At 69.0% G+C, this 21,422-nt stretch carries 15 protein-coding genes; 13 read left to right on the forward strand and 2 right to left on the reverse strand.

Going from position 1 to position 21,422, the window contains the following annotated elements:
• Nucleotides 1-77: 77 nt before the first annotated feature.
• Together AC4PTB_RS07005 and AC4PTB_RS07010 are read right to left on the reverse strand one after the other, a co-directional pair.
• Entirely contained in the window at nt 78-3,794 is a 3,717-nt protein-coding gene (locus AC4PTB_RS07005) for an AAA family ATPase (protein WP_492192309.1), read from the reverse strand.
• Nucleotides 3,795-3,798: 4 nt separating this feature from the next.
• Nucleotides 3,799-5,016: an exonuclease SbcCD subunit D C-terminal domain-containing protein gene (locus AC4PTB_RS07010; RefSeq protein ID WP_492192310.1), complete on the reverse strand. Its 1,218-nt coding sequence runs from the start codon at nt 5,014-5,016 to the stop codon at nt 3,799-3,801.
• 295 nt (nt 5,017-5,311) lie between these two features.
• Here AC4PTB_RS07010 and AC4PTB_RS07015 point away from each other — a divergent pair, with 295 nt between their 5' ends.
• From AC4PTB_RS07015 to AC4PTB_RS07075, 13 genes are all read left to right on the forward strand, one after another.
• On the forward strand, nt 5,312-8,200 hold the full coding sequence (locus tag AC4PTB_RS07015; protein ID WP_492192311.1) for a monovalent cation/H+ antiporter subunit A: 2,889 nt from the start codon (nt 5,312-5,314) through the stop codon (nt 8,198-8,200).
• On the forward strand, nt 8,200-8,544 hold the full coding sequence (locus AC4PTB_RS07020) for a Na+/H+ antiporter subunit C (RefSeq protein ID WP_492192312.1): 345 nt from the start codon (nt 8,200-8,202) through the stop codon (nt 8,542-8,544). The genes AC4PTB_RS07015 and AC4PTB_RS07020 overlap by 1 nt, the downstream gene beginning before the upstream one ends.
• Nucleotides 8,541-10,151, forward strand: a complete 1,611-nt coding sequence (locus AC4PTB_RS07025; RefSeq protein ID WP_492192313.1) for a monovalent cation/H+ antiporter subunit D — start codon at nt 8,541-8,543, stop codon at nt 10,149-10,151. The genes AC4PTB_RS07020 and AC4PTB_RS07025 overlap by 4 nt, the downstream gene beginning before the upstream one ends.
• Nucleotides 10,148-10,636 (forward strand): Na+/H+ antiporter subunit E, encoded by a 489-nt coding sequence (locus AC4PTB_RS07030; protein ID WP_492192314.1) that lies wholly within the window; start codon nt 10,148-10,150, stop codon nt 10,634-10,636. The genes AC4PTB_RS07025 and AC4PTB_RS07030 overlap by 4 nt, the downstream gene beginning before the upstream one ends.
• Complete coding sequence (locus tag AC4PTB_RS07035) at nt 10,633-10,911, forward strand: K+/H+ antiporter subunit F (RefSeq protein WP_492192315.1); 279 nt, start codon at nt 10,633-10,635, stop codon at nt 10,909-10,911. Before AC4PTB_RS07030 ends, AC4PTB_RS07035 begins: the two co-directional genes overlap by 4 nt.
• Nucleotides 10,908-11,258: a monovalent cation/H(+) antiporter subunit G gene (gene mnhG, locus AC4PTB_RS07040; RefSeq protein WP_492192316.1), complete on the forward strand. Its 351-nt coding sequence runs from the start codon at nt 10,908-10,910 to the stop codon at nt 11,256-11,258. The genes AC4PTB_RS07035 and mnhG overlap by 4 nt, the downstream gene beginning before the upstream one ends.
• 312 nt (nt 11,259-11,570) lie before the next feature.
• The gene (acs, locus tag AC4PTB_RS07045; RefSeq protein ID WP_492192317.1) at nt 11,571-13,541 is read left to right on the forward strand and encodes an acetate--CoA ligase; all 1,971 of its coding nucleotides are present in this window, start codon (nt 11,571-11,573) and stop codon (nt 13,539-13,541) included.
• Between the two features lie 233 nt (nt 13,542-13,774).
• On the forward strand, nt 13,775-14,083 hold the full coding sequence (locus AC4PTB_RS07050; RefSeq protein ID WP_492192318.1) for a DUF485 domain-containing protein: 309 nt from the start codon (nt 13,775-13,777) through the stop codon (nt 14,081-14,083).
• Nucleotides 14,080-15,816 (forward strand): cation acetate symporter, encoded by a 1,737-nt coding sequence (locus tag AC4PTB_RS07055; protein ID WP_492192319.1) that lies wholly within the window; start codon nt 14,080-14,082, stop codon nt 15,814-15,816. Before AC4PTB_RS07050 ends, AC4PTB_RS07055 begins: the two co-directional genes overlap by 4 nt.
• Before the next feature lie 54 nt (nt 15,817-15,870).
• Nucleotides 15,871-17,697, forward strand: coding sequence for a DUF294 nucleotidyltransferase-like domain-containing protein (locus tag AC4PTB_RS07060; protein ID WP_492192320.1), 1,827 nt, complete (start codon nt 15,871-15,873; stop codon nt 17,695-17,697).
• A 29-nt stretch (nt 17,698-17,726) separates the two neighbouring features.
• A complete protein-coding gene (locus AC4PTB_RS07065) occupies nt 17,727-18,122 on the forward strand; it encodes a response regulator transcription factor (protein ID WP_492192321.1) in 396 nt (131 codons plus the stop codon).
• A complete protein-coding gene (locus tag AC4PTB_RS07070; protein WP_492192322.1) occupies nt 18,122-20,224 on the forward strand; it encodes an exonuclease domain-containing protein in 2,103 nt (700 codons plus the stop codon). The genes AC4PTB_RS07065 and AC4PTB_RS07070 overlap by 1 nt, the downstream gene beginning before the upstream one ends.
• Nucleotides 20,225-20,302: 78 nt before the next feature.
• Nucleotides 20,303-21,382: an ABC transporter ATP-binding protein gene (locus tag AC4PTB_RS07075; protein ID WP_492192323.1), complete on the forward strand. Its 1,080-nt coding sequence runs from the start codon at nt 20,303-20,305 to the stop codon at nt 21,380-21,382.
• Nucleotides 21,383-21,422: the final 40 nt, after the last annotated feature.

A 21,422-nucleotide genomic window follows, 5' to 3' on the forward strand; every position in this document is an offset into this window, starting at 1 on the left:
CTGCGCGGCTGCGCCGATCCTTGCACGGCGCCACCGCCGCCCGCGTTCCGGCGCCGACGCATCGGCGGAAAAAAGCGTCAGATCCCGGGGCCTTCGACGCGCAGGCTGGAGCGGCCGCCGCCCTCCTTGCGCACGGCGATGCGGGTGGCGATGCGCGCCTGCATCGCCTCGACATGGCTGATCACGCCCACTTGCCGCCCCTGCGATTGCAACGTCTCGAGCGCGTCGATCGCCAGATCAAGGCTGCCCGCATCCAGCGCCCCAAACCCCTCGTCGATGAACAGCGTGCCCGCAAAAGTGCCCTTGCCGCCCATCTGCGAGAGCGCGAGCGCGAGCGCCAGCGAGACCAGAAACCGCTCGCCGCCCGAGAGGCTGCGGGTGGCGCGGGCGGTATCGCCCATGTCGCGGTCCTCGACCTGCAGGCTCAGCTCGGCGGCGCGGCGCAGCCGGTAGCGCGGGTTCAGATCGGCCAGATGGCGGTTCGCATGCGCGACCAGCACATCGAGCGTGATCGCCTGGGCGATGCGCGCAAACCGGTCGCCCGAGCGCGCGCCGATCGCCTTGTTCACCGCCTCCCAGACCTCCAGCTCCGCCCGCGCGGCCTCGGTTTCCGCCGCCAGATCGGCCAGCGCCGCGCGCGTTCGCGCATCGCGTTCAAGCTCGGCCGAAAGCCGCCCGATCTCTTGCGCGCATTGCGCGCTCTCGGCCTCAAGCGCCGCCAGCCGGGCTGAGAGCGTGTCGGGGTCTTCTGCGGGAAGTCCTTGTTCCTCAATCTCTTGCAGGTCGTTCTTGCGCGCCGCAAGGGCCGAGCGTGCCGCCGTCACCGCATCGTCAAGCCCGCGCAGCCCGGCGCGCAGGCTTTCGGCGGTGCCGGGCGGCAGGGCGATCAGCGCGGCAAGCTCCGTCCCGGTCATCCCGGCAGCCGCCAGCGCGGCGGCCAGCTGCGCCTCGGCCACGTCCTGCGCTTCGGCGGCCTCCTGCATGGCGCGGGCGGTTTCCGCCGCGCGGGCCTCGGCGGCGGCAAGCTCCGCTTGCGCCGCGGCAAGGGCGGTTGCGGCCTGCTGTTGCGCCTGTTGCGCCGCCAGCCGGCGCTCGTTGAAGCGGCTGCGATGCGCGGTGGTGGGCTGCCCGTCCAGAAGCGGCGCCCGCTCGGCGCGCAGGGCCGCCAGCGCCCCATTGCGGTCCCGCGCCACCTGCGCCGCGGCTGCGGCCTGCGCCTGCGCCGTCTCGGCATCGCGTCGCGCCGCGGCCAGCTGCGGGGCGAGTGCGCTCAGCGCCTGCTGCGCCGCCTGCAGCGCCGCCCGCGCCGCGCCGACGGCCAGGACCGTCGCGGAAAGCCGCTCGGCAAGCCCCGGCGCGGCCGGGTCGTGCTCGCCCGCAAGCGCCAGCGCCGGGGCCAGCGCATGTGCCAGCCGGTCGCGCCGGGCCGCGGCCTCGGTCCGGCGGGCCTCGGCCAAAGCGGCCTCCTGCGCGGTTTCGGCCTGCTGCAAGGCCAGCCGCTCGCGCGTGGCGCGATGCGCCAAAAGCGCGCGGCGCAGCCGCTCGCGGTCGCGGTCGATCTCGGTCAGGCGGGCGCGCAGCGTGCCGATCTGCGCCTGTGCCGCGGTTTCGGCCTGTTGCAGCGCGTGGATCTGCGCTTGTGCCGCGGCAAGTCCCCGGCCCTCGGGCGTGTCGGGCAGCGCCGGGCAGAGCGGTTGCGCGCCAAGACGTGCATGCCCCTCGGCCCAAAGGGTCCGGGCGGCATCGGCACGGGTTTGGGCGCGGCGCTGATCCTCGGCCGCCTGTTTGGCGCGGGCATCGGCCCGGGCGCGGGCGCCCTGCGCGGCGGTGAGCGCGTCGCGCGCCGCCTGTGCCGCGCCGCGCGCGGCGGATTGATCGGCGCGCAGCCGTTCGGCCAGATGTGCCAGCCCCGCCTCGGCCGGGCTTGGATGCTCAAGCGCGCCGCAAACCGGGCAGGGGCTGCCCGGGGTCAGGCGCGCGCGCAGGCTGCGGGCGGCGTCGGAAAGCGCCAGATCGGCCTGTTCGAGCGGCGCCGCAAGCGTGGCCATCTGCGTCTCGGCGCGCGCAAGATCCTGTCTTGCCGTGCTTTCCTGCGCCTCTGCCACGGCGGCTTCCGCCGCGGCCGCGGTGGCCGCCGTCTGTGCCGCCGCGCCCAAAGCCGCGGCTTCGGCGCCATCGCGCAGCGCCCGCGCCAGCTCGGCCAGATCGGTTTCGATCCGCGCCAGAGCGCCGCTGCGGGCGGGGGGATGCGCGGCTTCAAGCGGCGCAAGCGTCTGTTGCAGCGCCGCGGCGGTTTGCGCCAAAGCGCCGTCGGCTTCCTGATCGCGGGCCTCGGCGGCGGCGGCGGTCTTTGCCTCGTGCGCCAGCGCCTGCGCCCGGTCGCGCGCCGCCTGCGCGGCCTGCGCCGCCGCGGTCCCCGCCGCGCGGGCCGCCTGATGATCGGCCAGATCGCGGCGCAGCTGCGGCCAGTCATCGGCCAGAGCCGCGACCCGGGAAAGCCCCGCCAGCTCCGTTTCGGCACGGCGCAGCTCCGCGCCCGCGCGCGCCTCGGCGGCGGCAAGATCGGCAAGCGCCCCGGCGGCGGTGGTCGCCGCCTGTTGCGCCGTCAGGGCTTGCGCCTGCGCCGCTTCCGCCTCGGCCGCGGCGGTGGCGATCTGCGCGTCCAGCGCCGCGGCATGGTCCCAGATCCGGCCAAATGTCTTGAAATCTGCTTCCGTTTCGAGAACCGCCGCCTGCGCCCGGGCGGCTGCCTCGGTCCGTTGCGCCAGGGCCGCCGCCGCCGCGGTGTGGGCCGCCGTGGCCGCTTCGGCCGCTGTCTGCGCCTGCGCCAGACGGCTGCGTGCCTCGGCCGCCGCCTGCCAGGGCAGCTGCAGCGGTGCCGCCCGCTCCAGCCGCGCCAGCTGCGCCCGGGCCGGGCCCGCTTCGGCCTGCCGCGCCTCTGCCCCGGCCAGCGCGGCGGTGGCGGTCTGCAGCTGCGCCTGCGCTTCGGCATGGCGGCGGTGACGGGCCAGCGCCTCGGTCAGACCCGCCCGCCCGGCCGCCGCCGCCGCCGCCGCCGCGGTTTTGCGGGCGATCTCCTCGGTCAGCGCCGCGCGGGTCTCGTCATCGAGCAGCCGATGCTCGGCCGCGCGGGCCAGAAGCTGCGCATGCGCCGCCCGCGCCGTCTCGGTCCGCTCATAGACCCGGATCGAGACCGCCCGGTAAAGCCCTGTTCCTGTGACCTTTTCCAAAAGCGCCGCGCGCTCGCCGGTGTCGGCGCGCAAAAATGCGTCGAAATCGCCCTGCGCCAGAAGGACGGTGCGGCGGAATTCGTCGTAGGACAGGCCGGTCAGCGCCGCGACCTGTTCGCTGACCGCCTGGGTCTGCGCGGCAAGCAGCTGCCCGTCTTCGGCCCGTGAAAGGCTGCGCGCCACCGATTGCAGCTTGCCCTCGACCCGGTCGCGCGCCCGCCGCGCCTGCCAGCGCGCGATGTAGTCCGCGCCGTCGCGGCCGGTGAATCGCACCTCGGCCCAGCCCGTCGCTGCGCCGCGCCGCAAGATCGCGCGGCTGTCGGCGGCGCTGATCTCCTCGCCCGCGGCATCGGGGACCTTGTCGGACCGCGCCCCCGCCGAGAGCCGCGGCGCCTCGCCGTAAAGCGCCAGGCACATCGCGTCGAGGATCGAGGATTTGCCCGCCCCGGTTTCCCCGGTGATCGCGAAAAGCCCGGCGCCCGCCAGCGGCGCGGTGGTGAAATCGATGCGGAAGGGCGCCGCGAGGCTGGCAATGTTCTGCCCGGAAATCGACAGGATGCGCATGGGTTCAGACCTCGGACAGCGCGTCGCGGAAGGCGCCAAGGTGGCGGGGTTCGGGATCGCAGCCGTGCAGATCGCGGAAGGCCATGGCGAACAGCGCCTCGGGCGTGGTCCGGCTCAGATCCTGTGGCGGCGGGGCGGTGGGCGTGGCGGTCTCGGGGCGGGTGATCGTCAGCCCGGCCAGCCGCAAGGGCAGCGCCTCGAGCGCGGCTTCAAGCGCCGCGGTGATCTCGGTCACCGGGCGGTCGGCACTCAGCGCAAGATAAAGGAAGGGGCCTTCAGCTCGCGCGGGGGCGCCCGGCGGCAGCGCTTCGAGCGCGGCGAGGATCTCGGGCAGGGGGGCGGTGCCGCGCGCGGGCAGGCGCAGCACCGGCACCGGGCGCGGCAGCGGGATATGGCGCGGCACCGCCCCGGTGTCCAGATCAAGCAGCGTCACGCCATGGTCATAGCCGATCTCGCTGGCGGACAGCGGAAAGGGCGAGCCGGAGTAGCGCACCCGCCCGCCGTCCAGCGATTGCGGCTTGTGCAGATGGCCCAGCGCGACATAGGCGAGCGCGGGCGGAAAGACATCGGGCGGCACGGCATGATCGCCGCCGATCAGGATGCGCCGTTCGGCGCCCGCGCTTTCCAGCCCGCCCGCGCAGGTCAGATGCGCCATCGCGAGCAGCGGCACATCGCCCGTGATCGCCTGCGCGCGCGCGACCGTCTCGGCCAGAAGCGCGCGCAGCGCCCCCGTCACCGCGCCCCCGGAGCCCGCTTCGGCGCCCAGACGCAGCCCCGGCAGATCGGCCTGACGCAGGAAGGGCAGCGCCAGAACCTGCGCGCGGATCTGCCCGGACGCGTCGCGCAGCGCGATCAGATGGCGGCCAAGGTCCACCCCCCCGGGGCCGCGGCGCAGCGTGCCCAGCACATGCACCCCCAGTTCGCGCAGCACCGCCTCGGGCGCTTCCAGCCGCTGCGCCGGGTCGTGATTGCCCGATGTCAGCACGATCTGCAGCTGCGGATTGGCCCGGAGATAGCCCGCAAGCGCGCCGTAAAGCAGCCGCTGCGCCTCGCCCGAGGGGTTGAGCCCGTCAAACACATCCCCCGCGACCAGCAGCGCATCCACCTGTTCGCGCAGCAGGATTTCGCCCAGATGCGCAAGGAAGGCGCGGTGCTCGGCCTCGCGCGACCAGCCGTTCAGGGTCTGTCCGATATGCCAGTCGGCACTGTGCAGGATACGCATCTTGGGCTTTCGCGGGCGCGGTCGGGGAAGGGGCCGGGCAGGCCGGACCGACGCCAGATTAGACCGCCGCGCCGCCAAGGGCCACCCGAAACGATCCCGCAGGTTGCAGGGCAAACGCGACGGATCGTCGTGAAGCTGAAATGGTTAAGATTTCGTAAAAACCCCTTTGTGAATAAGGGATTCCTTGCAATACTTCGCCCTCAGAACCCACTGCGGCCTGTTTGGTCGGTCGTGAGGGCGGTTTCGGGGGCGGCCCCTTCATTTTTTCAGACCGGGAAAGGACAGCTGCGGGCGCATGATCGAAGGAAACCTGCTGCTGATCCTTGTGGCGCTGCCCTTCGCGGCGGCCTTGGCAACAAGCACGATGTCGCCGCGGGCGCATGATGCGGCGGCCTGGGTTTCGGGACTGTTTCTGGCGGCCGGGGGCGTCGTGCTGGCGCTGTTGTACGAGCCGGTCGGTGCGGGGCTGGTGGTGCGCGGCCGGATCGACTGGGTGCCCGCGCTGGGGCTGGAGCTGAGCTTCCGGATGGACGGCTTTGTCTGGCTGTTCCTCTCGCTGATCTTCGGCATCGGCATCCTGGTGCTGATCTATGCGCGCTACTACCTGTCGAAAACCGATCCGGTGCCGCGGTTTTACGCCTTTCTGATGGCTTTTGCCGGGGCCATGGTCGGCATGGTCCTGTCGGGCAACATCCTGATGCTGGTGGTGTTCTGGGAGCTGACCTCGATCCTGTCCTTCCTCTTGATCGGCTATTGGCATCAGGTTCAGGCGGCGCGCGAGGGGGCGCGGATGGCCCTGGTCGTCACCGCGGCGGGGGGGCTGTGCCTGCTGCTGGCGATGATCCTTCTGGGGCAGATCGTCGGCAGCTATGATCTGGACCGGGTGCTGGCGGCGGGCGATCTGGTGCGGGCGCATCCGCTTTATCCGCTCGTGCTGGGTCTGTTCCTGCTGGGCTGCTTCACAAAATCGGCGCAGATGCCGTTCCATTTCTGGCTGCCCGGCGCGATGGCGGCACCGACGCCGGTCTCGGCCTTCCTGCATTCGGCGACGATGGTGAAGGCGGGGGTGTTCCTGCTGGTGCGCTTCGCGCCGGTGCTGGGGCAGACCGACCTGTGGTTCCATCTGGTCACCGGCACCGGCATGGCAACCCTGGTCCTGGGCGCGTTCTTTGCGATGTTCCGACATGATCTCAAGGGGTTGTTGGCCTATTCCACGATCAGCCACCTGGGGCTGATCACTGCCCTTGCGGGCATCGGCAGTACCGGCGCCATTCTGGCCGCGATCTTTCACATCCTCAATCACGCCGTCTTCAAGGCCTCGCTGTTCATGGCGGCGGGGATCATCGACCACGAGACCGGCACCCGCGACATGCGCCGTCTGGGCGGGCTGCGGCACGCGATGCCGGTGACGGCAAGCCTTGCCATCGTCGCCTCGGCCGCGATGGCGGGGGTGCCGCTGCTCAACGGCTTTTTGTCCAAGGAGATGTTCTTCGCCGTCGCGGCGGACTGGAATAACGGCAGCTGGCTGGACAATACGCTGCCCTATTGGGCGGTGCTGGCCGGGGCCTTTTCCGTCGCCTATTCGCTGCGCTTCATCCTCAGCGTCTTCTTTGGCCCCGTCGCCACCGATCTGCCGCGCAGCCCGCACGAGCCGCCCGCGCTGATGCGCGGCCCGGTCGAGGCGCTGGTGCTGATCTGCCTGCTCGTCGGCATCCTGCCCGGGCTGACGCTGGGCCCGGTGCTGCATCTGGCGGCGGTCTCGGTGCTGGGGCCGGATCTGCCCTATACCGACATCGCGGTTTGGCACGGGTTCACGCTGCCGCTCGCGATGAGTTCGGTCGCGTTGGTGGCGGGCATCGTGCTTTATGCGGTCTTCGGGCGGCAGATCGCGCGCGGGCCCGAGGGGCCGCCGCTTCTGCACCGGCTGCGGGCGCAGAAAGTGTTCGAGCGGGGGATGTTCCTGGCGACCTGGGTCTTGCCGCGGCTGGGGTTGCGTCTCTTCGGGACGGAGCGGCTGCAACCGCAGCTGCGGCTGATCGTGCTGCTGGCGCTGGCGGCGGGGGCGGTGCCGCTCTGGGGCGTGCTGGTGCCCGCGCCGGGGGCGCTGTCGGTGCCGCTCAACCCGGCCTTCGCGGCGATGTGGGGGGCGGGGGCGGCCTGTGCGCTGGGCGCGGCGGCGCTGGCGAAATACCACCGCTTCGCCGCCGTCATCCTGCTGGGGGGCGCGGGGGCGGTGACCTGCCTGACCTTCGCCTGGCTTTCCGCCCCCGATCTGGCGGTGACGCAGCTGCTGGTCGAAATCGTCACCACCGTCCTGTTGCTGCTGGGCCTGCGCTGGCTGCCGAAACGGAGCGAGAAAATCGCCGCCGACCGGCTTTTGCCCGCGCGGCTGCGCCGGGCGGGCGATTTCGTCATCGCGGGCACGGTGGGCATCGGCCTGGCCGCCGTTGCCTATGTGATGATGACCTGGCCGCTGATCCCCAATGTGGGCGACTGGTTCCTGCGCAACGCCTATGACGAGGGCGGCGGCACCAATGTCGTCAACGTGATCCTGGTCGATTTCCGCGCCTTCGACACCTTTGGCGAAATCACCGTTCTGGCGATTGTCGGCATCACCGTCTTTGCGCTCTTGCGCCGCTTCCGCCCCGCCCCCGAAAGCACCACCCGCAGCGAGGACGAGGCCGGGCTGCGCGATCCGACGCTGGCGCATGCGCTTTTGGTGCCCTCGGTGATCATGCGCTGGTTGTTCCCGGTGCTGATCGTGCTGGCGGCGATCCTGTTCTTCCGCGGTCACGACCTGCCGGGGGGCGGTTTCTCTGCCGGGGTGACGGTGTCGATCGCGATTTTGCTGCAATATCTGGGCCATGACCTGCGCTGGGTCGAGGCGCGGCTGACCGTGCTGCCGGTGCGCTGGATGGGGCTGGGGCTGTTGATCGCGGGGGGCACGGGGCTGGGTGCCTTTGTCTTCGGTCATCCGTTCCTGACCGCGCATGCGCGCTATGTCGAGCTGCCGCTGATCGGGCAGGTTCCGGCGGCGACGGCGCTGATCTTCGATGCCGGGGTCTTTGCGCTGGTTCTGGGCGTGACCGTGCTGATGCTGATTGCGCTCGCGCACCAGTCGCTGCGCATCGCCCGGCTGCGCGCGCGTGATCGGCTGGCGCAAAAGGAACGGGAGGCCGGGTGATGGAAATCGTGCTCTCTGCCGCGATCGGAATTCTGGCCGCCTCGGGGGTCTGGCTGCTGTTGCGCCCGCGCAGCTTTCAGGTGATCGTCGGGTTGTGCCTTCTGTCCTATGCGGTCAATCTGTTCATCTTCGCGATGGGGCGGCTGATGGTGGGGGTGCCGCCGATCATGCCGCGCGGCGGGTTCATCGATCCCACCGCCTATACCGATCCGCTGCCGCAGGCGCTGGTCTTGACGGCAATCGTCATCGGCTTTGCCGCGACGGCGCTGTTTCTGGTCGTGCTGATCGCGGCGCGGGGGCTGACCGGCAATGACCATGTTGATGGCAAGGAGCCCGAGGCATGACCCCCGCGCCCGAACATCTGATCATCGCGCCGATCCTTATCCCGTTCTTTGCCGGGGCGGTGATGCTGATCTACGACGACCGGCAGCGCCGCGCGAAACTGACGGTCAGCCTTGTTGCGGCCGTCGCGACGCTGCTTTGCGCGCTCGAGCTTTTGTCGCGCGCCAAGACGCTGGGGCCGGGCAGCGCCGAGCTGGGGCTTTACCGGCTGGGCGACTGGGGCGCGCCCTGGGGCATCGTTCTGGTGAACGACCGGCTTTCGGCGCTGATGCTGGTGCTGACCGGGCTGCTCGCCCTGCCTGCGCTGGTCTATGCGGCGGCGGGCTGGCACCGGCAGGGGCCGCATTTCCACAGCCTGTTCCAGTTCCTGCTGATGGGGCTGAATGGCGCCTTCCTGACCGGCGATCTGTTCAACCTCTTCGTCTTTTTCGAGCTGCTGCTGGCCGCCTCCTACGGGCTGTTGCTGCATGGCGGCGGACAGCTGCGGGTGCGGGCGGGGCTGCATTACATCGCCGTCAACCTGACCGGATCGGCGCTGCTCCTGATCGGGATCAGCCTGATCTATGGCGCCACCGGCACGCTGAACATGGCGCATCTGGCCGGCCTTGTGCCCGATCTGCCCGAGGGGCGGCGGGCGCTGTTTCAAGCCGGGGCGGCGCTGATGGGGCTGGCCTTCCTGATCAAGGCCGGGATCTGGCCTTTGTCCTTCTGGCTGCCCACCGCCTATATGGCCAGCGCCGCGCCGGTGGCGGCGATCTTCGCGATCATGACCAAGGTCGGCGTCTATGTGATCCTGCGGCTGGCGTTTTTGCTGTTTGGCGCGGGCGCGGGGGCCTCGGCGGGCTTTGGCGCCCCGGTGCTGATCGCGGGCGGCATGGCGACGATCCTGTTTGGCGTCATCGGCATTCTGGCGGCGCAGGGGCTGGGCCGGATCGCGGCGCATCTGGTGCTGGTCTCCTCGGGCACGATCCTGACCGCGGCGGGTTTCGTGCTGGCGGGGGCGGACAGCGCGATCCTGGCGGCGGCGCTGTTCTACCTGCTCAACTCGACGCTGGCCACCGGCGCGCTGTTCCTGCTGATCGAACTGATGAGCCGCGAGGAGGGGGGCATTGCCGGGATTCTGGCACTGACCGCCGAGGCCTATGGTCTTGACGAGCACGAGGAAGAGGCCGCCCCCGGGGCGGGGCTGGCGATCCCGGGCACGCTCTCGGTGCTGGGCCTGTCCTTTGGCGCCTGTGCGCTGGCGCTGGCGGGGATGCCGCCGCTGGCGGGGTTTCTGGGCAAGCTCGGGCTTTTGCAGGGGCTGCTGGCGGCGGGCCCGGCAAGCGCTGCGCTGCATTGGGTCTTCGTGGCGCTGCTTCTGGGCGCGGGGCTGGCGACGCTGATCGGTCTGGTGCGGGTCGGCGTGCAAAGCTTCTGGGCCGCCGAGACGCCGCCGCCGCGGGTGCTGGCGCTGGAAATCGCCCCGGTGATGGCGCTGATCGGGCTTTTGGTGCTGCTCTCGATCGAGGCGGCCCCGGCGCTGGGCTACATGCAGCAGACCGCCCGCGCGCTGGTGCAGCCGCCGCCCGTGGTCGCGACCGCGCCCGCAACCGGAGAGGCGTCATGACCCGGCTTTTCCCCCATCCGCTGCTGACGCTGGCCCTGACGCTGATGTGGCTCATGCTGACGCGGTTTTCGCTGGGCCATCTGCTGCTGGGCGGGGCGGTGGCGATCCTCGCCGGTCTGGCCTTTGCCCGGCTGGAACCGCAGCCGAAGCGGCTGCGCGCGATCTGGCCGCTGATCCGTCTGGCCGCGGTGGTCTCGGTCGATATCCTGCGCTCGAACTGGGCGGTGGCGCGGCGGATGCTGCACGATGGCGGGCGTCGGCCGCGCCGTTCGGGCTTCGTCGCGATCCCGCTTCGGCTGCGCGATCCGGTCGGGCTGGCGCTGCTCGCCCTTGTCGTAGCCGCCTCGCCGGGCACCGCCTGGATCGAATATGACCCCGGAACCGGGGTGCTGCTGCTGCATGTCTTCGAGCTGCACGACGCAGAGACCCTGCGCGACGAGATCCGCGCCCGTTACGAAACCCGGCTGCTGGAGGCTTTCGGATGACCACCCTGCTTGCGTTTGCGCTGAGCTATGCCCAGATCGCCCTGGCGCTGGCGGCCTGTCTGGCGGCGCTGCGGATCCTGCTGGGTCCGCGCGCGCAGGATCGGGTGCTGGCGCTTGAGGCGCTTTATATCGCGACGATGCTGCTCTTCATCGTGACCGGGATGCGCCTGGGCACGCCCTTCCTGTTCGAGGCGGCGCTGGTGATCGCGGTGGCGGGCTTTGTCGGCACCGTCTCGGCGGCGAAATTCCTGCTGCGCGGCGAGGTGATCGAATGAACGCGCCCGAAACCATGCCCTGGTGGATCGCGGTTCCGGTTGCGGCCTTCCTGCTGCTGGGATCGACGCTGACGCTGCTTGGCGCCATCGGCCTTGTGCGGCTGAAAAGCTTTTACGACCGGCTGCATGCGCCCGCGCTGGGCACCAGCTGGGGGGCGGCGGCGATCCTGATCGCCTCGCTTCTGTCCTGGTCCTGGCTGCAGGATCGGGTCTTCATCCACGAGCTGGTGATCGGCATCTGCGTGATGGTGACGACGCCGGTGACGATGATGCTGCTGGGCCGCGCCGCGCTGCACCGCGACCGCCAGGAGGCGCCGCCCCCCGCCGCCGAGACGGCGCAGGACTAGGGCGCTCTCGCCTCCGGCGCCGCCCTGGCGGGGTGGATTTGCAACTTTTGCGTGCATTTTGGGCAGGCCTGCGCCGCGGCGGGGTCGGGCTTGCGGTCGCTGTGGCACCGGCGCAGCGGCCGTGGCCGTTGAATCGCCTTGATATTTAATTTACAAAACGGATCATGAACCTGAAAACTAATTTACATTATTGTGCTGTCAAAAAAAGGGTTTACGAGAAGATACACAATCAGTTTACAATGGTCCTCGGGAGAGGTGCTGCGGATGTGCTGTGGCATCTGGCGACCCTGGTCGCCGAGAGAGGAGGAATTCATGGGAGTTCAAGGACAACCGGCGGTCGCGCCTGCGCTTCGGGAGGTTCCGGCTGGGTTTGAGACGGCGCATGCGGATGGCGCGAAATATCTGGAGATGTATCGGGACTCGATCGAGAACCCGGATGCGTTCTGGGGCCGCGAGGGCAAGCGGCTCGACTGGATCACCCCCTATACCAAGGTCAAGAATACCGATTTCACCTTCGGCAAGGTCTCGATCAAATGGTTCGAGGATGGCGTGCTGAACGCCTCGGTCAATTGCATCGACCGCCACCTGCGCGACCGCGCGCTGCAAACGGCGATCATCTTCGAACCCGATGATCCGGCCGAACCGGCCAAGCACATCACCTACAAAGAGCTGTCCGAAAAGGTGAACCGGATGGCGAATGTGCTGCTTTCGCAGGGCATCATGCGCGGCGACCGGGTGGTGATCTACCTGCCGATGATCCCGGAAGCCGCCTATGCGATGCTTGCCTGCGCCCGGATCGGCGCCATCCATTCGATTGTTTTCGCGGGCTTTTCGCCCGATGCGCTGGCGAACCGGATCAATGATTGCGGTGCCAAGCTCGTCATCACCGCCGATACCGCGCCGCGCGGTGGCCGCCGCACGCCGCTGAAAGCCAATACCGATGCCGCGCTGCTGCACTGCTCCGACAAGGTGCGCTGCCTGGTGGTCAAGCACACCGGCGATCAGATCAGCTGGGTGCATGGCCGCGATGTCGACCTTTTGTACCTGATGGAGCACGTCAGCCCGGAATGCCCGCCGCGGCCGATGAATGCGGAAGATCCGCTCTTCATCCTTTACACCTCGGGCTCGACCGGCAAGCCGAAGGGCGTCGTGCACACCACCGGCGGCTACCTCGTCTATGCCGCGATGACGCATCAGTATACGTTCGACTACAAGGACGGCGATGTGTTCTGGTGCACCGCCGATGTGGGCTGGGTGACCGGGCACAGCTACATCATCTATGGGCCGCTGGCCAACGGCGCGACGACGGTGATGTTCGAGGGCGTGCCGACCTTCCCCGATCCGGGCCGGTTCTGGGCGGTGTGCGAAAAGCACAAGGTCAATCAGTTCTACACCGCGCCGACGGCGATCCGCGCGCTGATGGGTCAGGGCCCGGAATGGGTTGAGAAATATGACCTTTCCTCGCTGCGCGTCCTTGGCTCGGTGGGCGAGCCGATCAACCCCGAGGCCTGGGTCTGGTACGACAAATATGTCGGAAAAGGGAAATGTCCGATCGTCGACACCTTCTGGCAGACCGAGACCGGCGGGCACATGATCACGCCCTTGCCCGGCGCGACGCCGACGAAACCCGGCTCGGCGACGAACCCGTTCTTTGGGGTCAAGCCGGTGGTTCTGGACCCGCAGACGGCGGTGCGGATCGGCGAGGTGGAATGCGAGGGGGTGCTGTGCATTTCCGACAGCTGGCCCGGTCAGATGCGCACGGTCTGGGGCGATCACGACCGCTTCCAGGAGACCTATTTCGGCCAGTATCGCGGCTATTACTTCACCGGCGACGGCTGCCGGCGCGACAAGGACGGCTATTACTGGATCACCGGCCGGGTTGATGACGTGATCAACGTCTCGGGGCACCGGATGGGCACGGCCGAGGTGGAATCGGCGCTGGTGGCGCATCCGCAAGTGGCCGAGGCCGCGGTGGTGGGCTATCCGCATGACATCAAGGGCCAGGGCATCTACGCCTATGTGACCCTGATGAACGGGATCGACCCCAGCGAGGATCTGCGCAAGGATCTGGTGAAATGGGTGCGCACCGAGATCGGGCCGATCGCGTCCCCCGATCTGATCCAATGGGCGCCGGGTCTGCCGAAGACGCGCTCGGGCAAGATCATGCGCCGGATCCTGCGCAAGATCGCCGAGAACGACTACGGGAGCTTGGGCGACATCTCGACGCTGGCCGATCCCGCCGTGGTGCAGGAGCTGATCGACAACCGGATGAACCGGGGGTGACCCGAAGGCGGGGGGCGCCGCCCCCCCGCTTGCCTGCGGCCATCCCCCCCGGGGGATAGTCGCCCAAGGGGAACGGGCCAAAGCCCATGCTTTTTCCTGGGGCAAATACGCCACGGGGGTGCGGGGGTGTGAACCCCCCGCCGCGCCGGCCGGATCAAAGTCCGCGGCTGCGGCAAATGACAAACCGGTCCGCACAAGCCGGATCGGAAAGACTTCAACGAGGAGGAAACCACATGCAAGACACGATGCTGGAACGCATCGCCAGAAGCCCGGCCTACCACACGCTGAAAACACGGCGCTTGCGGTTTGGCTGGCTGCTCACCATCGCGATGCTGCTGGTCTATTACGGCTTCATCACCGTCATCGCCTTCCGCAAGGACCTGCTGGCCGTGCCGATGGGCGAGGGGGTGATGACCTGGGGGATCCCGGTCGGCTTCGGGGTGATCCTGTTCACCATCGTGGTGACGGCGATCTATGTCTTCCGCGCCAACAGCGAATATGACGAGCTGACCGCCCAGGTGAAGCGCGAGGTGCTGAAATGAGCCCGCGCACCTTCTTCACCCGCCTTGCGGCGGTCTCTGCGCTGAGCCTGACGCCCGGCCTTGCCCTTGCGGCGGGCGCGATCGAGGGCGCGGTGCAAAAGCAGCCCACGAACTGGACCGCCATCGCGATGTTCGGCTTTTTCGTGGTCGCGACGCTGTTCATCACGAAATGGGCGGCCGGGCGGACGAAATCGGCGGCCGATTTCTACACCGCGGGCGGCGGCATCACCGGCTTCCAGAACGGTCTGGCGATCGCGGGCGATTACATGTCGGCGGCGTCCTTCCTGGGGATTTCGGCGGCGGTGATGCTGCAGGGCTATGACGGGCTGATCTATTCGATCGGCTTCCTGGTCGGCTGGCCGATCCTGACCTTCCTGATGGCCGAGCGGCTGCGCAACCTTGGCAAGTTCACCTTTGCCGATGTGGCGGCCTTCCGCTTCGCGCAGACGCCGGTGCGGGTCTTTGCCGCGATGTCGACGCTGGTCGTGGTGGCCTTTTACCTGATCGCCCAGATGGTGGGCGCGGGTCAGCTGATCAAGCTGCTGTTCGGGCTGGAATATCTTTACGCTGTGATCGTCGTCGGCGTGCTGATGATGGTCTATGTGCTGTTTGGCGGCATGACCGCGACGACCTGGGTGCAGATCATCAAGGCCTGTCTGCTTCTGGGCGGGGCCAGCTTCATGGCGCTGATGGTGATGGTGCATTACGGCTTCAGCCTGGAAAGCCTGTTTGCGGAATCCGTCAAGGTGAAGACCGATCTGGCGCTGGCGGCGGGCAAGACGCCCGAGGAAGCCGCGGCGGCGGGGATCTCGATCATGGGGCCGGGCACTTTCGTGAAAGACCCGATCTCGGCGATTTCCTTCGGCATGGCACTGATGTTCGGTACCGCCGGTCTGCCGCATATCCTGATGCGCTTCTTCACCGTGCCTTCGGCCAAGGAAGCGCGCAAGTCGGTGATGTGGGCGACGGTGTGGATCGGCTATTTCTACATGCTGACCTTCATCATCGGCTTTGGCGCCATCGTCTATGTGCTGACCAACCCGGGTCTGGTCAGCTATGATGCCAAGGGCGCGCTGACGCTGGTGGGCGGCAACAACATGGCGGCGATCCATCTGGCGCAGGCGGTGGGCGGCAACATCTTCCTCGGCTTCATCTCGGCGGTGGCCTTTGCCACGATCCTGGCCGTGGTTGCCGGTCTGACGCTCTCGGGCGCCTCGGCGGTGTCGCACGACCTTTATTCGACCGTGTTCAAGAACGGCAAGGCCGACAGCGCCGCCGAGCTGCGGGTCTCGCGCATCACCACGATCTGCCTTGGCATCGTCGCGGTGGTTCTGGGTCTGGCCTTCGAGAAGCAGAACATCGCCTTCATGGTGTCGCTGGCCTTCGCCATCGCCGCTTCGGCGAACTTCCCGGTGCTGTTCATGTCGCTTCTGTGGAAGGGCATGACGACGCGCGGCGCGGTGATCGGCGGTTCCCTCGGGCTGATCAGCTCGGTGGCGCTGACCGTGATCTCGCCCTCGGTCTGGGAGGCCACGCTTGGCTTTGAAAAGGGCTCGGCGCCGTTCCCCTATACTTCGCCCGCGCTCTTCTCGATGGTGCTGGGCTTTGCGGGGATCTGGCTGTTCTCGATCACCGACAAGAGCCGCCGCGGCGATCAGGACCGGGACGGCTATCTGGCGCAGGAGATCCGCTCGGAAACCGGCATCGGCGCCGCCGAAGCCTCGGCGCATTGACCGGCGGCGGGCGGGGGTCTCCCCGCCCGCTTCCCCGCCTTCACAGGAGAGATCATGGAACCCGACCGTCAGGCCATCCTTGCCTTTCTGGAAACCGTCCATCCCTATGATACCCTGCCGCGTGACGAGCTGGCCGAGGTGGCCCGTTCCTTTCGCCGCATGGAATTTCGCGCCCAGGCGCTGATCTATGTCCATCAGACGCCTTTGGGCGGGCTTTACCTGATCAAGCAGGGCGCGGTGGAAATCACCGACGGCAATGGCGGGCTGGTCTCGCTTCTGGGTCCGCGCAATTCCTTTGGCGAGCGCGGTCTTCTGCGCGACGGGCTGGCCGCGACCCAGGCGCGGGCGACGGCGCAGACGGTCTGCCTGGTGCTGCCCACCCCCAGCTTCAAGCGGCTGATCGAGACCTATCCGGCGTTCGAGCGCTTCTTCAACAGGAAGCGCGGCGAGAAGGTCTCGACCGAGATCGCGACGCAGAAAGTGGCCGATCTGATCGCGCGCAAGCCGCTTGCCTGCGCGCCCGACACCCCCGCGATCGCGGCGGCGCAGCAGATGCGCGCGGCGCATGTTTCCTCGCTCGGCGTCGTCGCGGGCGACGGGACGCTTCTGGGCATCGTCACCCAGCGCGATCTGTCGAACAAGATCCTGGCCGAGGGGCAAGCGCCCGAAACCCCGGTCTCGGCGGTGATGACGGCGGATCCGGTCAGCCTGCCGCCCACCGCGCTCGGCTCCGACATCCTGCATATCATGCTGGAGCGGCGCATCGGCCATCTGCCGATCACCGAGGCGGGGCGCTTCGTCGGCATGATCACCCAGACCGATCTGACGCGGTTTCAGGCGGTCTCGGCAGCGGTGCTCATTCGCGACGTGGTCTCGGCCGAGACCCTGGCCGAGATGGCCGCCGTCACCGCGCGGATCCCGCAGCTGCTGGTGCAGCTTGTCGGCGCGCATCACGCCCATGACGTGGTGACGCGGCTGATCACCGACATCGCCGATGCGGTGACGCGCAGGCTTCTGGTGATGGCCGAACGCGATCTTGGGCCGCCGCCGGTGCCCTATCTGTGGCTGGCCTGCGGCTCGCAGGGGCGTCAGGAACAGACCGGCGTTTCGGATCAGGACAATTGCCTGATCCTTGATGATGCGGCAAAGCCCGAAGACATGGACTATTTCCGCGCTTTGGCGAAGATCGTCTGCGACGGGCTTGATGCCTGCGGCTATGTCCATTGCCCGGGCGAGATGATGGCCACGGCCGCGCGCTGGTGCCAGCCGCTGCAGGTCTGGCGGCGCTATTTCCACGACTGGATCGACGTGCCGAACCCCGAGGCGCAGATGCTGGCCTCGGTGATGTTCGATCTGCGCCCGATCGGCGGCAATGGCGCCGATCTCTTCACCGCGCTGCAGGAGGAAACCCTGCGGCTGGCCTCGCAAAGCCCGATCTTCATTGCCCATATGCTGTCGAACGCGCTCAAGCACACGCCGCCCTTGGGCCTGTTGCGCGGCTTTGCCACGATCCGCTCGGGCGAGCATCGCAACCATATCGATCTGAAGATGAACGGGGTGGTGCCGGTGATCGATCTGGCGCGGGTGCAGGCGCTGCGCGGGCGGCTCGGCCTTGCCAATACCCGCGCCCGGCTGAAGGCCGCCGAGGAGGCGGGGATGATCGCCCCCGGCGAGGCGCGCGATCTGATCGAGGCCTATGACCTGATCGCGATGACGCGGCTGGAAAATCAGGCGCGGCTGATCAAATCCGGGCGGGCGGCGGATAATTTCCTTGCGCCCTCGGACATGAGCGATTTTGAACGCGCGCATCTGCGCGACGCTTTCGTGGTGGTGCGCACGATGCAATCGGCGATAGGTCACGGCAGGGCCGTGCCCGGCTGAGAGGGTAGGGGCAGAGGGGGGACGCCGGGATGACCGGGGAAAGCGCTGGCAAGCGCCGCGTGCTGATCGTCGAGGACGAGGACAATATCGCCATCGCGCTGGATTATCTTCTGGGCCGCGAGGGGCTGGATCATGCGCGGCTGGCCACCGGGCAGGGCGCGGTCGCGCGCATCCGCGCCGAGCGCCCCGATCTGGTGCTGCTCGACGTGATGCTGCCCGAGGTCTCGGGCTACGAGATCTGCCAGCAGATCCGCGCCGATGCCGCGCTTGCCACGGTGCGGATCGTGATGATGACGGCGCGCGGCTCGGCGCTGGAGCGGCGCAAGGCGCTGGCGCTCGGCGCTGATGGTTTCATTGCAAAACCCTTCGAGCTGAAGGAGTTGCGCGACGAATTGCACCGGCTTCTGGACCCGGAGGGCGCCTGATGCGGCTGGCCCGGCTCAGCCTGCGCATCCGCGTTTTCCTGTTCTTCGCCGCGCTGGCGATGGGCAATCTTGTGGCGCTGGTCGCGGGGCTGGTCTTCGGTTTCGAAAAGCTTGACCGGCCCGAGGCGCTGTCGGGCTTCGTGATCGGCGGCACCGTGGCGGGGCTGGTGATCCTGGGGCTGATCGGGGTGGTCTGGGCGCTGTTTGACGCCAATCTGGCGCGGCCGATCGAGCGGCTGGCGGGCTCGATCCGGGCGCGCACCCAGACCGCGGTCGACAGCGCGCTGGACGAAAGCGCGGGGCGCTATCTGGGCGATCTGGCCCCGGCGGCGGCGGCGATTGCGCAGCATCTGAACGAGACCCGCTCGGCGCTGACCGAGGCGGTGCAGCGCGAGACCACCCGGCTGGCGCGCGAAAAGGACCGGCTGGAGACGCTGCTGTCGGACGTGCCGGTGGGGGTGCTTTTGTGCACCGCCGATCATGCTTTGGTGTTTTACAACGGGCAGGCGGTCGATCTTCTGGGCGGGGCGCATGCGCCGGGGCTGGATCGGCGTGTCTTCGACTATCTGCACCCGGCGCCGATCCGCCATGCCCATGCGCGGCTTCTGGCGACGGCCGATCCTGATGCCGCCTCGGATCTTCTCTGTGCCACGGTGGCCGATGGCCGGACGCTTGCGGCGCGGATGCGGCTGATTTCGGAGGGGGAGGATCATCATGTGCTGCGCAATGCGGGCTATGTGCTGACGCTGCGCGATGTCTCGGCGGACATGCGCGCCCATGCCGGGCGCGAGGCGCTGATGGACGAGCTCTTTGACCGCCTGCGCCGTCCGGCTGCGGCGCTGCAATCGCTGATGGGGGTGCTGATCGCCGAGGACGGGCCGGTCGATCCGCAGGCGCGCGCGCAGCTGCGCGAAGCCGCCCGGGCCGAGGCGGGCAACCTCGCGCAGGCGATCCACACGCTTTACGAGCGTCACGAGGCGATGCGCGCCGACTGGTGGCCGTTGGCGATGATCCGCGCCTCGGATTTCGGCGCCGCGGTGCAGGCCCGTGTCGCGGCCGAGGGGCAGGGCGAGCTTTTGCCGGTGACCGCGGCCCTGATGCTGCGGCTGGAAGGCTTCGAGATGGTGGCGCTGATCGCGCATCTGGTCGCGCGTCTGGGCCCGGAGCGGGTCGAGAAGCGGCTTGAAGTGCTTGAAGAGGGGGCGGGGGCGCTGATCGCGCTGGAATGGCGCGGTGCGGCGGTGGCGATTGCCGAGCTGGAGCGCTGGCTGGCCGAGCCGCTTGAGACCGGCATGGCCGAGGTGACCGGGCGGCGGGTCCTGTCGGCGCATGCGACCGATCTTTGGCCCGAGCGCCTGCATGAGGAGCGGCACCGGCTGTGCCTGCCGCTGCGCGAGGCGCGCCGGATCGGCACCGATCCCCGTCCGGTGCCGCGGCAGGTGGTCTATGACTTCGATCTGCTGGGGCGGGGCAGCGAAAGCGCGCTGGCCGAAACGCCGCTCGACAAGCTGACCTTCGTGGTCTTCGACACCGAGACGACGGGGCTGTTTCCGACCGGGGGCGACGAGATCGTGCAGATCGCCGCGGTGCGGATCGTCAACGGGCGGCGGGTGGCGGGCGAGGTCTTTGACACGCTGGTCAATCCGGGCCGGCCGATCCCGGCAAGCTCGACCGCGATTCACGGCATCACCGAGGCGATGGTGGCGGCGGCGCCCACGATTGCCGAGGTCGGGCGGCGGTTTCACAAATTCGCCGAGGGCGCGGTTCTGGTCGCCCATAACGCCGCCTTCGATCTGGAATTCCTGCGCCGCAAGGAGCTTTTGATCGGGCGCAATTTCGATCATCCGGTGCTGGATACGGTGCTGCTTTCGGCGGTGATCTTCGGCCCCGCCGAGGGTCACAGCCTGGACGCGCTGACGCATCGGCTGGGCATCACCATCCCCGAGGCGGCGCGTCACACCGCGCTGGGCGATACGGTGGCGACGGCCGATGCCTTCCTGCGGCTGCTGCCCGCGCTCAAGGCGCGCGGCCTGACCACCTTCGGCGCCGTCCTGACCGAGATCCGCAAGCATGGCCGCCTGATGCGCGACATGAACGCCTGAGCCGGGGCGCGCGCCCCGGCACGGGCAAATCTGTCGGCGCAGGATGGATTTTTGGGCGCGGTTTCCTAGATTGGGGCGATGACAGCTGCACCCCTTTCCCCGCCCGCCCCCTGGCTTCGTCTTGATCGCGTCAGTCGCCGCTTCGGTGCGGTGACGGCGCTGGCGGAGATTTCCTTCAGCCTCGGGGCCGGGGAAATCCTGTGCCTGCTGGGCGCGTCGGGCTGCGGCAAGTCCACGCTGCTGCGCCTGATCGCCGGGGTCGAGCGCCCCGACAGTGGCGAGATCACCCTGGCGGGGCGGCTGCTGGCGGGGCCGGGGCGGTTCGTCGAACCCGAGGCCCGCGGCATCGGCTTCATGTTTCAGGATTACGCGCTGTTTCCGCATCTGAGCGTGGCGGACAACGTGGCCTTCGGGCTGCGCGGGGCGCCCTCTGCCGAGGTCAAGGCCCGGGTGGCCGAGGTTCTGGCGGTGGCGGGCGTGGCGGGGCTTGCCGCGCGCTATCCGCACCAGCTGTCGGGCGGGGAAAGCCAGCGCGTGGCGCTGGCGCGGGCGCTGGCGCCCCGGCCCGGGCTTTTGCTGATGGACGAGCCGTTTTCCAACCTGGATCAGGGGCTGCGCGACAGCGTCCGGGCCGAGACGCTGGCGCTTTTGCGCCAGCTTGGCGTGGCGGCGATCCTTGTCACCCATGATCCGGCCGAGGCGCTGGCGGTGGCCGATCATCTGGCGGTGATGCATGCGGGCAAGATCGAGGCTCTGGCCGATCCGCGCAGCCTGTATCACGCGCCGCCAACGCTTTACGCCGCGCGCTTTCTGGGGCCGGGCAGCACCCTGCCGGGGCGGGTGGCGGGCGGCGCGCTGCCGACGCCGCTGGGCCGGTTTGCCGCGCCGGGGCTGGCCGAGGGGCAGGCGGCGGTGGCCTTCTTCCGCCCGCAGGCGCTGGTTCTGTGCGATCTGTCCGAGGGGGCGGCGGCGCGGATCGACCGGGCCGAGTTTCTGGGCGCGCAGGAGCGGCTGGTCCTGCGGCTGGAAACGGGCGGGGCGGAGCTGCGGCTGGATCTGCCCTCGGCACGCCATCCGCAGCGCCCGCAGCGGGTCGGTCTGCGGCTTGACCCGGCCGCGGTGCAGGTCTTTGCCGTCGCGCCGGGGGACGTTTTCTGACCCGCCGGGGCGGGGCCGCCCGGCCCGGCTTCCGGCGGCG

This window comes from Rhodobacter sp. 4.3.4 (genome assembly GCF_058724655.1).